This window comes from Gordonia insulae, assembly GCF_003855095.1.
In the GTDB taxonomy this organism is placed as follows: Bacteria; Actinomycetota; Actinomycetes; order Mycobacteriales; family Mycobacteriaceae; genus Gordonia; species Gordonia insulae.
Window position 1 is genome coordinate 1876813 of sequence record NZ_CP033972.1, and the last position, 14993, is coordinate 1891805.

14 protein-coding genes are annotated in these 14993 nt (G+C 67.6%); 7 read left to right on the top strand and 7 right to left on the bottom strand.

The genetic code is table 11. The annotated features are described in order from the left end of the window. The first annotated feature begins 68 nt into the window (after positions 1 to 68). The 3 genes from acuI to D7316_RS08480 are packed head-to-tail and all read left to right on the top strand — an operon-like array spanning position 69 to position 4051. Positions 69 to 1058 (top strand): acrylyl-CoA reductase (NADPH), encoded by a 990-nt coding sequence (gene acuI / locus D7316_RS08470; protein ID WP_124707893.1) that lies wholly within the window; start codon positions 69 to 71, stop codon positions 1056 to 1058. A 14-nt stretch (positions 1059 to 1072) separates the two neighbouring features. Next, entirely contained in the window at positions 1073 to 2284 is a 1212-nt protein-coding gene (locus D7316_RS08475; protein WP_232016828.1) for a MaoC family dehydratase, read from the top strand. Between the two features lie 36 nt (positions 2285 to 2320). Next, a complete protein-coding gene (locus tag D7316_RS08480; protein ID WP_124707895.1) occupies positions 2321 to 4051 on the top strand; it encodes a class I adenylate-forming enzyme family protein in 1731 nt (576 codons plus the stop codon). Positions 4052 to 4392: 341 nt separating this feature from the next. Here the strand turns inward: D7316_RS08480 and D7316_RS08485 are convergent, their stop codons facing one another. From D7316_RS08485 to D7316_RS08505, 5 genes are read right to left on the bottom strand one after another with little or no spacing between them, the layout of a single operon-like run. Beyond that, a complete protein-coding gene (locus D7316_RS08485; protein WP_124707896.1) occupies positions 4393 to 5499 on the bottom strand; it encodes an acyl-CoA dehydrogenase family protein in 1107 nt (368 codons plus the stop codon). Next, positions 5499 to 6704, bottom strand: coding sequence for an acyl-CoA dehydrogenase family protein (locus tag D7316_RS08490; protein ID WP_124707897.1), 1206 nt, complete (start codon positions 6702 to 6704; stop codon positions 5499 to 5501). Before D7316_RS08490 ends, D7316_RS08485 begins: the two co-directional genes overlap by 1 nt. Beyond that, positions 6701 to 7483, bottom strand: coding sequence for an enoyl-CoA hydratase/isomerase family protein (locus tag D7316_RS08495; RefSeq protein WP_124707898.1), 783 nt, complete (start codon positions 7481 to 7483; stop codon positions 6701 to 6703). The genes D7316_RS08490 and D7316_RS08495 overlap by 4 nt, the downstream gene beginning before the upstream one ends. Further along, positions 7480 to 8451 carry an acyl-CoA dehydrogenase family protein gene (locus D7316_RS08500; protein WP_124707899.1) on the bottom strand — a complete coding sequence of 324 codons (972 nt, stop codon included), beginning with the start codon at positions 8449 to 8451 and terminating at the stop codon, positions 7480 to 7482. The genes D7316_RS08495 and D7316_RS08500 overlap by 4 nt, the downstream gene beginning before the upstream one ends. Then, positions 8448 to 9596: an acyl-CoA dehydrogenase family protein gene (locus D7316_RS08505; RefSeq protein WP_124707900.1), complete on the bottom strand. Its 1149-nt coding sequence runs from the start codon at positions 9594 to 9596 to the stop codon at positions 8448 to 8450. The genes D7316_RS08500 and D7316_RS08505 overlap by 4 nt, the downstream gene beginning before the upstream one ends. A 101-nt stretch (positions 9597 to 9697) precedes the next feature. On the opposite strand from D7316_RS08505, the gene D7316_RS08510 reads away from it, so the two are divergent. Next, entirely contained in the window at positions 9698 to 10501 is an 804-nt protein-coding gene (locus D7316_RS08510; protein ID WP_124707901.1) for a FadR/GntR family transcriptional regulator, read from the top strand. A gap of 7 nt (positions 10502 to 10508) precedes the next feature. Here D7316_RS08510 and D7316_RS08515 read toward each other — a convergent pair whose 3' ends face one another. Further along, positions 10509 to 11072: a hypothetical protein gene (locus D7316_RS08515; protein WP_124707902.1), complete on the bottom strand. Its 564-nt coding sequence runs from the start codon at positions 11070 to 11072 to the stop codon at positions 10509 to 10511. 203 nt (positions 11073 to 11275) lie between these two features. Between D7316_RS08515 and arsC the strand changes: the two genes are divergently transcribed. Beyond that, positions 11276 to 11617 (top strand): arsenate reductase (glutaredoxin), encoded by a 342-nt coding sequence (arsC, locus tag D7316_RS08520; protein ID WP_124707903.1) that lies wholly within the window; start codon positions 11276 to 11278, stop codon positions 11615 to 11617. 132 nt (positions 11618 to 11749) lie between these two features. Next, positions 11750 to 13591 (top strand): asparagine synthase (glutamine-hydrolyzing), encoded by a 1842-nt coding sequence (gene asnB, locus D7316_RS08525; RefSeq protein WP_124707904.1) that lies wholly within the window; start codon positions 11750 to 11752, stop codon positions 13589 to 13591. Between the two features lie 26 nt (positions 13592 to 13617). On the opposite strand, the gene D7316_RS08530 is transcribed toward asnB, so the two are convergent. Further along, positions 13618 to 14061: a limonene-1,2-epoxide hydrolase family protein gene (locus D7316_RS08530; RefSeq protein ID WP_124707905.1), complete on the bottom strand. Its 444-nt coding sequence runs from the start codon at positions 14059 to 14061 to the stop codon at positions 13618 to 13620. Positions 14062 to 14353: 292 nt separating this feature from the next. On the opposite strand from D7316_RS08530, the gene D7316_RS08535 reads away from it, so the two are divergent. Beyond that, the gene (locus D7316_RS08535; RefSeq protein WP_124707906.1) at positions 14354 to 14986 is read left to right on the top strand and encodes a 50S ribosomal protein L25/general stress protein Ctc; all 633 of its coding nucleotides are present in this window, start codon (positions 14354 to 14356) and stop codon (positions 14984 to 14986) included. The last annotated feature ends 7 nt before the right edge of the window (positions 14987 to 14993 follow it).

The following is a 14993-nucleotide window of genomic DNA, read 5'->3' on the forward strand; positions in this document are numbered from 1 at the left end:
TTGCTATCCTTGTGAGGATTGACGTAACGTCGGCTGCAACGACATCTCTCCCTTGGGAAGGAACGGCTTTGCAGAAGTTTTCGGCTGTTGTCATCGAGAAAGGCGAGGCCGGACAGTCGGTCTCGGTCCAGAACCTGGAGACGTCCGACCTCCCCGCGGGCGACGTCGAGATCGAGGTGGACTATTCGTCGCTGAACTTCAAGGACGCGCTCGCCATCACCGGGAGTTCACCGGTGGTGCGTGCGTTTCCGATGGTGCCCGGCATCGACCTCGCCGGCACCGTCGTCGAGAGTTCGCACGCGGAATGGAGGACGGGTGACCGTGTGCTACTCAACGGTTGGGGTGTCGGCGAAAAGCATTGGGGCGGTTTCGCTCAGCGCGCCCGGCTCGACGGCGACTGGTTGATCCCCGTCCCGGCCGGGTTCACCTCGCGACAGGCCATGGCGATCGGCACCGCCGGTTACACCGCCGCTCTGTGCGTCGACGCGCTGCTCGACGGGGGTGTGACGCCCGATCAGGGCGAGGTTCTCGTCACGGGTGCGACCGGTGGCGTGGGCAGTGTGGCGATCGCCCTGCTGACCAAGGCCGGGTTCTCGGTCGCCGCATCGACCGGGAAGACCTCCGAATCCGCTTACCTCGAGCAGTTGGGCGCGACCACGATCGTGGACCGCGCCGAGCTGGCCGACAAGGGCAAGCCGCTACAGAAGGAACGCTGGGCAGGTGTCGTCGACTCGGTCGGCAGCCACACCCTGGCCAACGCGTGTGCTCAGACCCGCTACGGCGGCGCGGTCGCGGCATGCGGTCTGGCCCAGGGCATGGACTTCCCGGCCTCGGTCGCACCCTTCATCCTGCGCGGCGTGTCCCTGCTGGGTGTCGACAGCGTGATGGCACCCAAGCCGCGGCGGATCACCGCCTGGGATCGGCTGGTCCGCGACCTGGACACGGATGCGTTGGAGTCGATCGCGCGCGAGGTCTCCCTGCGGGAGTCGATCGCCGCCGCCAGGGAACTCATGGACGGGACGGTCCGCGGCCGGATCGTCGTCGACGTCAATCGATGAAGCGGGAGCATACGTTGAGCAGCACGACCGAAAGCACGAGCGAGACCGCATCCGAGGTCACCGAACTCGACCTCTCCGATGTCGATCACCGGGTGGGCAAGCCGATCGGTGGTGGGCAGCTGTGGGATCCGTGCAGCACGTCCGACATCCGCCGTTGGGTGATGGCGATGGACAATCCCAACCCGATCCACTGGAACGAGCAGTTCGCGCGGGAGTCCCGCTACGGAGGCATCATCGCGCCCCAATCGATAGCGGTGGCACTGGATTACGGACACGGTGCGGCGCCCGCGTGTGTCGGGCACATCCCCAACAGCCACCTCATCTTCGGTGGCGAGGAGTGGTGGTTCTACGGCACACCGGTGCGCCCCGGCGACAAACTCTTCCAGGAACGTCGCTTTCACGACTACAAGGTTGCCGACACCAAGTTCGCCGGACCCACGATGTTCTCCCGCGGCGACACCACCCACACCAATCAGCATGGCGCGCTGGTGGCGCGCGAACGCTCGACCGCCATCCGATACCTGACGGCCGAGGCGACCAAGCGCGGCATGTACGACAACCAGATCGGTGTCGTCAGGCGATGGACGAACGACGAACTGATCGAACTCGAGGCGCTGCGCCGCGAATGGCTCCTGTCGAACCGGCTGGGCGTCTCACCGCACTTCGACGAGGTGAAGGTCGGCGACAAGCTCCCGCGGCGGGTGATCGGGCCGCACAGCATCGCATCGTTCACCACCGAGTACCGCGCCTTCCTGTTCAACATCTGGGGGACGTTCGAATGGGTTGCCCCCGAGGGCATCGACGATCCGTGGGTCTACCAGGACCCGGGGTGGGGCGAGGGCTTCGGCTTCGACGAAGAGGACGCCAAGATCGACCCTCGCAAACGTGACGGCCTGTACGTCGGCCCGTCGCGTGGTCACATCGACGCCGAGAAGGCCGGTGAGGTCGGGATGGCCCGCGCCTACGGCTACGGCGCGACGATGGGCGCCTGGTGCACCGACTTCCTCGCCAACTGGGCCGGTTACGACGGCATGGTGCGCCACACCAAGGCCGACTTCCGCGCGCCCGCGTTCGAGGGCGATGTCACCTATTTCGACGCCGAGATCATCGACAAACAGGCCCAGTCCGAGTGGGGTGTCCCACTCGTGCAGATCAAGCTGAAACTGACCAACCAGGACGGTGACGGACTCGTGTCCTGCATCGCCGAGGTCGAACTGCCGCTCTGACGCGGCGCCCCCTGCCCGATCACAGCGAGGTCAGCCATGAGCACCCTGTCCCCCACCACTGTTCCGGCCACCGCCGAATCGGCGTGCGCCGCGCCGTCGATCGCCGCAGGCGCACCGCTGGACGACGAACCCGGTCTCGGAACCCTCACGCTGCCCGGCTTTCTGCGGGAGGTGACGGAGAGGTTCGCGGAACGGGAGGCACTCGTGATGCGGACGACGCAGGGCACCGTGCGGTGGTCCTACGCCGATCTGTGGGAACGCTCGATGGAGGTCGCACGCGCGCTGCGTGCACGCGGCGTCGGCAAGGACAGTCGGGTGGGGGTGTTGATGACCAACCGGGCCGAGTGGCTCTCCGCAGTCTTCGGCACGTCATTGGCCGGCGGTGTCGCCGTCACGCTCAGCACGTTCTCGACACCGGCCGAACTGGATCACCTCGTGAAGGAGTCCGGCATCTCGGTGTTGCTGTTCGAGCGTATGGTCGCCAGAACTGATCTCGCCGTTGCCCTCTCGGAGCTGGAGCCACTTCTGACGACAGCGCCACCCGGCACCCTGCGCTCAACGTCCTTTCCATTCCTGACCTACCTGGCGATGGTCGGTGACGCCACGGGTCACGCCGGTATCGACGACTGGGAGACCTTCCTGGGTCTCGGGGGCACCGAACCGCGCGAACTGATCGAGGCCACCGCTGCGAGCACCCGACCCAGCGACACCGCGGTGCTGTTCTTCTCCTCGGGCTCGACGAGCAAGCCCAAGGGCATCCTGAGCGCCCACCGCGGCGTCACGATCCAAATGTGGCGCTTTCGCCGCATGTACGGACTCTCGCCGGACGACAACGTGCGGTGCTGGTCGGCCAACGGGTTCTTCTGGTCGGGGAACTTCGGGATGGCGCTGGGCTCGACCCTGGCCTGCGGTGGCTCGCTGGTCCTGCAGTCGACCTTCGACGCCGCCGAGGCGCTCGACCTCATGGACACCGAACGGGTCAACTTCCCGGTGGCCTGGCCGCATCAGTGGACCGCGCTCGAAGCCGCACCGAACTGGGACACCGTCGACCTGAGCGCCATGCACTTCGTCGACCGGAACACACCGATCGCCCGCCATGCCTCGGTGACGACGACCTACACCGAGCCCGGGCACGCGTACGGGAACACCGAGACCTTCACCATCACCACGTGTTTCGCGGCGAACACACCGGACGATGCGATCGGCGGCAGCAGCGGCGAGCCGCTGCCGGGTAACACGGTGAAGATCGTCGACGCACTGACCGGAACCACCGTCCCGGTCGGTGAACGCGGGGAGATCTGTGTCAAGGGCCCCACCCTGATGCTGGGATACCTCGGCACCCCGCTGGCCGAGACCGTCGACGACGAGGGCTTCTTCCACACCGGCGACGGCGGATACCTCGACGACCGGGGCCGGCTGTTCTGGGAGGGACGGCTCACCGACATCATCAAGACCGGCGGCGCCAATGTCTCTCCACTCGAGGTCGACGACGTGCTGGTCGCGCATCCAGGAGTGAAAGTTGCTCGGACCGTTGGTGTCCCGCACGACACCCTCGGCGAGGTCGTGGTGTCGTGCATCGTGCCGCACGAGGGCGCCGACCTCGAGGCCGAACGAATCCGCGGATATCTGCGCGAACAACTGGCCAGCTACAAGGTGCCGCGCCGCGTCCTGTTCTTCCGCGACGACGAGATCAGCCTCACCGGCAGCGCCAAGATCAAGTCGTCCGACCTCCGCGAACTGGCCACCAAGCGCCTCACGGCCACCTGACCCTGACGCGGCGACCGTCGTCAGTTCGATCGAGGGTTCCCGCCACCCGCCGGTCGAGTAGACGAAGTTCCCCACCACCCGCCGGTCGAGTAGCCGAGACTCCCCACCACCCGCCGGTCGAGCAGCCGAGACTCCCCACCACCCGCTGGTCGAGTAGACGACGAGCCGCTAGGCGAGGAGTCGTATCGAGACCACTTGCACCGCAGATGGTCTCGATACGCCGCTCGCCTAGCGGCTCGCGCCTACTCGACCAGCGGACGGGTAACATCGGGCGGCTCGCGCCTACTCGACCAGCGGTCAGGGCTCGCGCCCACTGGGCCAGTGGGCGACGCGGCTCGCGCCTACCCGACCGGCGGGGTCGCCACGAGCGGACGGTAACGCTCGGCGATCCTCGCGCGATGCCGGGCAGCGGATCCGAACAGTGACCGATTCAGTGTCGCGCGCTTGAGGTACACGTGGACACCGCTCTCCCAGGTGTAGCCGATGCCACCGTGCAGCTGCATCGCCTTGCCCGCGACCCGCACGGCCATCTCGGCGGAGTACGACGCCGCCATGGCGGCTGCCACCGACGCCCCCGGCGTCCCGTCGGTCACCTGCCGCACCGCCGAGTCGACGAGCTTGCGGGCCACCGTGATCTCGACGAGCATGTCGGCGCACGCATGCTTGACCGCCTGGAACGACCCGATCTTGCGTCCGAACTGTTCCCGCACACCGACGTACGCGACGGTGGTGTCGAGCATGGCCTCGGCGAGGCCCAGGCTGTCGCAGGCCACGGCGACCGCCGCGCGGTCACGGAGCAGCCCGGGTAGGTCGCCGATCCCGGCGCGGATCGGCCACACCGCCTCGGCCGCGACATCGACATCGACGGCGGCGACCCGGCCGAAGGTCCGCGTGTCGTCGACCACCGGCCGAGGTTCCACGGTCACGCCGGTCGCGGCCGGGTCGACGACCACCAGCCGGCCGCGGCCGTCGGGTGTGACTACCGGTACGAGCAGGTGGTCCGCGGCAGGGGCATCGAGCACGAAGTCTGCCGATCCGCCCAGCACGAATCGGCCGTGCGGCGTGGTCTCGAGGTGGAACCTATTGCCGCACAGACGCTCTCCCTCGAGCACAATGATCGGCACGGACTCACCCGCGACGGTGTGGCGGACCATGCGGTCCCGCGCCTCGCACGTGACGGTCGCGTCGAGCGCGGCGATCGCGAGGCCGGCAACCGCCGGATAGCCGCCGCGGGCCGCCGCCCGGCCGATCTCGCGCAACACCACGGCAACCTCGGCGAACGTCGCATCCGCGCCGTCGAGGGCCCCGGGGACCTCGAGGCCGAGCCACCCGGCGGACGCGACGACACGCCAATCGGCCACGCCACCGGGAGTGGCTCCGAGAACGTCACGCGCCACCGCTGCCAGGTCCCCGTGGAGTTCGGCCAGTTCGTCGGTCGGCGTCGACATCACGACCCCTTCGGCTCGCGGGGCAGACCGAGGCCACGTTCCCCGATGATGGTTCGCTGGATCTCGCTGGTCCCGCCCGGGATGGTCCATTCCCACGATCCGATGAAGTCGAGGACCCAGTTGCCGGACTCCCAGCCACTCGAGAGTGGCTTGCGCAGCCGCGTCTGGGCGTCGAGTCCACCGATCTCGGCACCGAAATCGGTGACCCGCTGCAGGACTTCGCTGTAGTAGAGCTTGACGACCGAGGCGTCGGCCGGGCCCCGGCCGCCGGCTACGAAGTCGGCGCAGAGCAGGCGCAGCCCGGTGATCTCGGTCTCCAGTGCGGCGAGCCGGTCCGCCACGCGCGGGTCATCCAGCGGCCGTTCACCATCCGGACCGGAACGGGCACACAGATCGACCAGCCAGGGAAATCCGCCGTGCCCGAGCCGCTCGGCGAGTTCGAGCATGGTCATCCCCCGCTCGGCGCCGAGCGTCTCCTGCGCGACGCGCCAGCCGTCGTTCTCGGGACCGACGAGCGCGGTGGCGGGGATCTCCACGTCGTCCAGGAAGATCTCGCAGAAGTGCGACTCCCCGGTGGCCTGCCGGATCGGCCGGACATCGACGCCGGGCGTGGACATGTCCAGCAGAAAGTAGGAGATCCCCTGCCTCTTGGGTGCATTCGGGTCGGTGCGCGCGAGTAGCAGGCACCAGTCGGCGTGCATCGCACCGCTCGCCCAGACCTTCTGTCCGTTCACCACGTACACGTCCCCGGTCCGCCGCGCCGAGGTGGTCAGCGCCGCCATGTCGGAGCCGGCCCCGGGTTCGGAGAAGCCCTGGCACCAGATCTGACCGTCGAGGATCGCCGGCAGGTGACGCCGTCGTTGCTCCTCGGTGCCCGCTGCCAGCAGTGTCGACGCGGCGTGGTGGATCGACACGAACGGGAGCACCAGGCGGGGTGCGTCGTGTGCGGCGAGTTCCTGGTACAGCACGATCTGATCGTCGACCGACATCCCGCCACCCCACTCCGCAGGCCAGTGGGGTACCGCATAGCCGGCGCCACGCAATGTGGCGAACCAGTTCTTCTGGAAGTCGACGAAGGTCGTGTCGGACGCCCCGGACTGCGTTGTCCGCCAGTCCGGCGGGACATGCTCGCGACACCACTCCCGAACCGCGGAACGGAACTCGGCATCGTCGCGGGACCGGACGGCGGGGATGGCGACGGTCATCGCCGGGCCGCCCTACCCGCGACCGCGAGTAGTCGTTCCCGGTGCTCGTCGGACTGCATGGTGACCACCTCGGCCGCGAAGCCGGCCTGCAACGGGCCACCGAGCGCCTGGGACAGGTGCATGTTGACGATGCGCTTGGTGCTCTGTAACGCGGCGCGCGGCTGAGCCGCCAGGCGTCGGGCGAGTTCGGTTGCCTCCGTCAGCAATTCGTCGGGTGTGACGGTGCGCGTCGCGAGCCCGAGCTCCACCGCGGTGGCCGCGGCGATCCGATCGCCGGTGTAGAGGTACTCCCGAGAACGCAGAATCGGGGTGAGCAACGGCCAGAACGCCGCACCGCCGTCGCCGGCGACCAACCCGACGGCGACGTGCGGGTCGGCGAGATGTGCCCGCTCGGAGATGAGCACGATGTCGCAGAGCACGGCCATACTGCAGCCGAGTCCCACGGCCGGACCGTTGACCGCCGCGATCACCGGCAACGGGAAGCGCAGCATCTCGTCGATGATCTCGGCGCCCTCGCGGATGCTGTCGTCGCGGGCGACCGGATCGTCGAGAAACGATGTGATCCAGTCGAGATCACCACCGGCGCTGAAAGCGCGGCCGGCTCCCGTGAGGATCACCACGGCCGCCTCACGGTCTGCAGCGATCTGTCGCCACACGTTGGCCAACGCCCAGTGCAGGGACTTGTTGACCGCGCCGAGCTCGTCGGGCCGGTTGATCGTGACGATCCGGATCGGACCGTCGCTGTCCACCCGCAGTTCGTCGGGCAGGTCATAGCTCACGGCGCGACCACCTCTCGAACCTGCGTCGTCTGTTCCGCTGCGCCGAACAGCCCGGTCAGTCCCCGTCGGCCGAGGTGCCGGGTCAGCGCCTCGCCGGTTCCCGACAGCCCGACCGGCAGCCGGCGCATCGCGAGGCTGTGGCGGGACAACCACGAGAGGGTCGTCTCGTCGCAGAATCCGCTCGCACCGTGTAGTTGATGCGCGACACGGAACACGATGTCCGCGGCCTCTATCGCCGCCAGGCGAAGGGCCAGCGCATCGTCGAGCGCCTCGGCGTGTCCCGATTCGATGCTCCAGAGCGCATATTTCGCCAGGATCTCGACTCCGGCCCGCTCCACCTCAGCATCGGTGAGCTGGAACTGCACGCCCTGCAGCTGCGCCAGCGGCCGACCGAACTGCTCGCGGAGCAGGACATGGGCTCGGGTGAGTTCCAGTGCGCGATCGAGCATCCCGAGCAACGTCCAGACCGGCAGGACCAGCCCGAGGGCAACGTCGTCGGCGCCATGTTCGTCGAGCGGATCCAGCTGCAGCCGGGAGACGAAGCCGGATGTGCGGGGAGATTCGTCCGACGGCACCGCGATGGCCCGGCTGCGGCGTCCGGTCAGGGATACCGCCACCAGGGTGAGGTCGAGACCGGCGATCGTCGCCGACGGGTCGTGATCGGACACCACCACGAGCGCATCGACGTCGAGATCGGCAGGGCGCGCGAGGCGTTCGGCGATCGGATACGGAACGGCCCAGTAGCCGGCGCTGCGGCACAGTGCCGCCGCCGCCTCGAGTTCGTCTGCGTCACCACGGGGTTCGAGCTCCCACGCCCCGAGCTCGGTCAGAATCGGCTCCACCGCGGCCGCTCGCCCTACCGGGTCACGTTCGGCCGTCTCGACGATCTCATCGCCGCCGGCAGACGCGAACGCCCCCAGTGCGGCGGCCCCGAAATCGAGTGCCTCGGCGGACAGGTCGATGTTCATGAGGCCGCCAGCAGCTCGCGGGCGAGCAGGATGCGCTGCATCTCGATGCTCCCCGACGACACGGTGGCCGCCTGCGAGTAGCTCCAGTGGTCACGCACGTCGAGGTCGAATCGTCGCGCGGCCTCGTCGTCGCCGGCCAGATGGGAGGCGATCTCGACGAGAACCTCGGCACTCGATTGATCAAGGGTGGTCACCGCGATCCGGTACAGCGCGGAATCACCGGGACGCACCCTGCCCTCGGCCTGCATCGACACCACCCGGTAGGCCAGCAGCCGCGCCCGCCGACACCGCACCAACTCCCGTGCCCATCGCTCCCGCAATCCGGCGGGCAGCTGGTCCCACCTGTCCCCGAGCACGGTCGGCGCCTTTTGCAGGAGGAGTTCGCATCGCGCGTATCGAGCGATGCCGACGCGTTCGAAGGACAGCACCTCCTGCACGACTGCCCAGCCCTGGTCGACGGTGCCGAGCACCTGGGCGTCGGTCACCCGCAGGTCGTTGATGAACACCTCGTTGAGATGGTGGGGGCCCAGCATCGCGCGAATCGGTCGCACCTCGATACCGGGGTCGGACATCGGCACCAGGAACACCGTGAGCCCCTGCTGTTTGCGCTCCCCGGTCGAGGTTCTGGCCAGTAGGAAGCACCATTGCGCCATCGTGGCGTAGGACGTCCAGATCTTCTGGCCGGAGATCCGCCAGCCGTCACCGTCGCGTCGGGCCGCAGTGCGCAACGACGCCAGATCGGAACCCGAGCCGGGCTCGCTGAATCCCTGGCACCAGATCACCTCGCCCCGCGCGATCGGCGGTAGATGCCGACGCTGTTGCTCTTGGGTGCCGTGGCGCATGATCGTCGGTCCGACCCAGTTCACCCCCATGTACTGGGCCCCCCGCGGTTCGTGATGCGCCCACATCTCCTCACGGACGACGGTCTGCTCCCAGACCGTGGCACCGCGTCCGCCGAACTCTTCCGGCCAGGCGAGGCACAGCAACCCTCGATCGGCCAGGAACCGGCAGAAGTCCTGTGCCACGTCGAGATCACCCGGGTCGTCGGTGAAGGCACCGCGGAAATCGTCCGGTACCAGATCGGCGATCAGAGAGCGCAACTCTCCGCGCAATCCGGCCGCGGATTCGCCCATCGAGAAGTCCATGCGACGCACATTACTTCAATCCTAACAAGGATTGGAATACTTGAATGGTAACCGCTGCCTGTGGTGGATTAGACTCGCGGCATGAACGAATCGCGGGTCGCGTGACGAGCATCAGGAACGGTCGCGTTCCGCAGCGGCGTATCGCCGAGACGGTGGCCGCCGAACTTCGCGACCTGATCCTGGATGTCGAGGACTATCGACTGCCCACACAAGAACAGTTGGTCAAGGATTTCGGCGTCAGTTACCCGTCGATCCGAGAAGCCCTGAGAATACTCGAGACCGAGGGCCTGGTGACGGTCCGCCGCGGGAACGTCGGCGGCGCGGATGTGCACCGGCCGGATGAGACGTCGGCCGCCTATCACCTCGGCCTCTCCCTGCAGGCAGGCAAGGTCACGTTGCACGACCTCGCCGATGGTCTGCGGATGCTCGAACCGCTGTGCGCCGCCGAATGCGCCAAGCGCGACGATCGAGCCGAGGTGGTCGTCCCGGCGCTCACCGCGGCGATCGACGCGTCGATCGGACTGGTGACCGACGGCGTGGAGTTCACCCACACCGCGCGCGATTTCCACGATCTGGTCGTGTCGTTCGCACCCAACGCCACCATCCGGTACGCCGTCGGCAGCTACGTGGCGCTGTGGTCGGCGCAGGAGGAGGCCTGGGCCGAGGCCCGCACACGACATGGTGAGTACCCGTCCCAACTGGAGGCCGAGGAGGCCGTCCGCGCACATCGCCGACTGGTCGAGGAGATCGCGGCGGGCAACGCCGACGAGGCCGAGCGCCTCGCCCGTGCCCACCTCGCGGCAACCCAGTCGCTGGTGCTCGAGAAGTATGGCGATCGGATCGTGAACGCCTCGGCGGCGATGTCGCGACAGGCCATCCACCCCGGTCGCCGATCCCGGATCTGACGCCCGCTCAGTCCTGGGGCTCCGGTCGCGACCGCCGTTGGCGCACACGCCACCACATGATGCCGCCCGGGACTGCCACCAGCGCGGCGAGCGCCACGAACGCCCCGACGACGGCGGGTCGCGGTTCGCGGGAGTCGTCGGCGGCGTACGGCTGGATCGACGGGCCGGCATACCGCACGGCGTCCGCCTGGCCGATGTCGGCGGTGTTCTCGCACAGCGAGGCACCCCAGTCGTCCTGCCCCGCGGCCACTCCCCCGGGAGTCCGCCCGAGTACCAACAGCCGTTCGGCCCCGATCTCGAGCGGGACACCGCACGCCGCCGAACTCGACGACGTCAGCACCGTGATCGTCTGCGGTACCCGCTGTTTGTAGCTCTGCCGAACCTCGAACCGGTACCGGACCGCGGAACCGTCCGCCACGCGCGACACCGGAATACCGAGCACCACCGCGGATGCGTCCTTGATGACCGCGGCGGTCGGTCGTGCGGCACAACTGCAGGCGCACGCGGTCCCCGGGGTCAGCGAGAGCACACCGAGCGCGGCAGCGAGCACGAGGACCGTTCGCATCACCATGTCGAGACCTGCACGCCGAACTCGATCGAGCTGCTCGGTGCGCTCCCGGCGCCGCGCTGTGCCATCCTCATCCGGTCACCGTAGTCTCGTGCGCCGGGCGCGGTCTCGTGTCCTCGCATTCGCGCTCACCCTGCGATTTCCGACGGTGCCGTCGGGACGGGCGGCCGGGAGTGGATCCGGCGCCTGACGAGTATGGTGTCCACGTGGACGCGACGATCTATCACAATCCCAAGTGCTCGACCTCTCGCAAAGCACTGGAGAAACTCCGCGACGCGGGGATCGAACCGACGATCGTGAAATACCTCGACCAGCCGTACACGCGCGACCAGCTGACCAGGCTGATCGCCGACGCGGGCCTGACCGTCCGCGAGGCCGCGCGCAAGCGCGAGTCGCTCTACAAGGAACTCGACCTGGCGTCCCTGCCGGAGGACAAGCTGCTCACCGAGATGGTCGCGCATCCGATCCTCGTCGAGCGTCCATTCGTGGTGACGGACAAGGGTACCCGGCTCGCTCGTCCGGTCGACACCCTCGACGAGATCCTCTGACACCACACGACACGACCTTTCGGACATACCTCGCGAGAGCGAAAAGACGCGTCGCCCGCCGGATTAGTTCCGTGTTACAACGGAATTGCTGATGTCTTTCAGCATCGCCGATCACCGAAGTGGGGTGCGTCCATGTGCGGAATTACCGGCTGGGTGGGCTACACCAGCGAGATATCGAGCAAGAGAACCATTCTCGACCAGATGACCGCGACGATGAGCGACCGCGGCCCCGATGACGTCGGCACCTACGTCGATCGCCACGTCGGTCTCGGACATCGACGACTGGCCATCATCGACCTGCCGCTCGGCCATCAGCCGATGGTGTTCGACACCGGGAACGGTGATGTCGCGATCGTCTACAGCGGCGAGACGTACAACTTCCGCGAGCTGCGTGGTGAGCTCTCGGCCGCCGGCCACCACTTCCACACCGACAGCGACACCGAGGTCGTCCTGCATGGATACCTGGAGTGGGGCACCGAGGTGGTCGATCGCCTGAACGGCATGTACGCCTTCGCGATCTGGGACGGTCGCACGGAGCAGCTCGTGATGGTACGAGACCGCCTGGGCATCAAGCCGTTCTACTATTCACAGACCGACGACGGCGTGGTGTTCGGTTCGGAACCCAAAGCCCTGCTGGTCAATCCGCGGGTACCGCGCACCGTGGACGCCGATGGGTTCCGCGAACTGTTCGCGGTCACCAAGGCACCAGGATGGTCGATGTGGAAGCACATCCGTGAGGTCGAACCGGGCACCGTGGTGACCGTGTCGCGAGAGGGCTGCGCCACCCGGACCTACTGGACGCTCCCCGCGCGTGGGCACACCGACGACATCGACGGGACGGTCGATCACGTGCGGGAACTGATGACCGACATCGTCGATCGCCAGCTGATCGCGGATGTCCCGCGCTGCGTATTGCTCTCGGGCGGTCTGGATTCGAGCGCACTCACCGGACTCGCCGCCGCACGACTCGGCGCCGACGGTCACCGCGTCCACAGCTATGCGGTCGACTTCGTCGACCAGGAGGAGAACTTCCGCCCGGACGAGATGCGGGGAACACCCGACTCCCCCTTTGTCCGCGACGTCGCGACACACGTCGGATCCATGCACCGCGACGTCGTGCTCGACCCCGCCGACCTCACCGATCCCGCGATACGCCGGGCAGTGATCGGGGCCCGTGACATCCCGGCCGGCCTCGGCGATATGGACAGCTCGCTCTACTTGCTGTTCAAGGCGATTCGAGCAGAGTCGACCGTAGCGCTGTCCGGTGAGTCCGCCGACGAGGTGTTCGGCGGCTACCGCTGGTTCTTCGACGACGACGCACGCGGCGCGCAGACGTTCCCGTGGCTCGCGTTCGGCAGCGCGCTGACCCGTTCGCGGTATTCCATGCTCACTCCGGAGATGCAGAAGATCCTCGACATCGACTCCTATGTCGGCGACCAGTATGCGACGGCCCTGACCGCGGTCCCCGTGGTCGACGGCGAGTCATCGGAGGAGCGCAGGATGCGGATCATCTGCCACCTGCATCTCACCCGGTTCGTCCGAATGCTGTTGGACCGCAAGGACCGCGCATCGATGGCCGTGGGGCTGGAGGTGCGTGTCCCGTTCTGTGATCACCGCCTCGTCGAGTACGTCTACAACACCCCGTGGGCCTTCAAGACGTTCGACGGTCGCGAGAAGAGTCTCCTGCGGCATGCGACGAAGCACGTGCTCCCACAGTCGGTGGTCGATCGGACGAAGAGCCCGTACCCGTCCACCCAGGACGTCAAGTACACGGCCACACTGCAGCAGCAACTCGAGGACGTGGCCGCCGAACGCGACCACCTGGTGTTCGATCTCGTCGACCGCCGGGCTGTCGCCGCGATGACCGCCACCGACGCGCACGACGTCGCACCCGAGGTGCGGACACAGATGGACCGGGTCCTCGACCTCTACCACTGGATCGACATGTACTCGCCGGAACTGCAGGTGGCGTGACGTCGGGTTCTGCGTGACGTCGGGTTCTAGCCGGCGACGGCTTTCGCCGGCAACGGCTTCTGTACCGCGGGGATCACCGCGGCGAGCAGGCCCCGGATGAGCCCCTTGGCCATGTCGAAATAGTCGAAGTAGTCGCGCCACACCGTGATCCGGCCCTCGGCGACCTCGAAGCGCCCGCAGACCCAGAACTGCATGACCACCGGGCCCATCCGCAGTTCGTCGACGCGCTCGGTCAGGACCACGGGCCCGTCGGACGACACGTTGACCATGCGGTAGTTGAAACCCGCCCACGAGAGCTTGTCCATCCCACCGAAGATCTTCGCCACCTTGCGTTTACCGTGCACCGTCGGTGTCGAGACATTGGTGTAGGCGATGTGCTCGTCGAGATCGTCGAGGGCAGCCGCCACGTTCCCGCGCGCCAGGTCGTCGAGGAATTCGGTGACGATGTCGATCGGTGTCTGCGATGTCATGGTGTCAGTATGCCTGTGACGGAGAGTCACGGAAATACCTCCACGACGGCCCCATCCCTCCCCGCCTACGCGCGGCCACCAGGCGCGATGTGACATCCGCCCAGGCCGTCGGCTATTCTCTTCTGCGTTGTCTCGGCGAGGGTGAGTGATCACCGTTATCGGCGCGGCCATCACGGAAACTCCTCCGCGGGCGTCTGCATCGCCCGCCCGGTCGGTTCCGGTCGATGTCGCTCGCTGCGACCCGCCAACCGAACCACCGCGGTCATCGAGCCGCAGAACGAGGAGAAACACCATGGCAACCGAAACCGCCAAGCTCGCGGTCACCACCCGCACCGAAAAGGGCAAGGGCGCCGCCCGCCGCGCACGTCGCGCCGGCCAGGTCCCCGCCGTGCTCTACGGCCACGGCACCGACCCGCAGCACCTCAGCCTGCCGGCTCTCGAGCTCGCGGCGATCCTGCGTAACAGCGGCACCAACTCGATCATCGACCTCGACATCGAGGGCACCAGCCAGCTCGCGCTGACCAAGCAGATCGACGTCCACCCGATCCGCAACTACATCGAGCACGTCGACCTCCAGGTGATCCGCCGCGGCGAGAAGGTCACCGTCGAGGTCACCATCGTCGTCGAGGGCGACGCCGCCCCGGGCACCTTGGTCACCCAGGACGCGAACTCCGTCGACATCGAGGCCGACGTGCTGTCGATCCCCGAGCAGATCGTCGTCAGCGTCGAGGGCACCACCGCGGGCAACGCCGTGCACGCCTCGGACCTGGAGCTGCCGGAGGGTGTCACCCTGATCAGCGATCCCGACACCCTGATCGTCGCCATCAACGAGGCCCCGACCGCATCCGACCTCGAAGAGGAGGCCGAAGAGGCCGGCGCCGAGACCCCGGGCACCGACGAGGATGCCGCCGAGTCGGCCGAATAGGTCCATT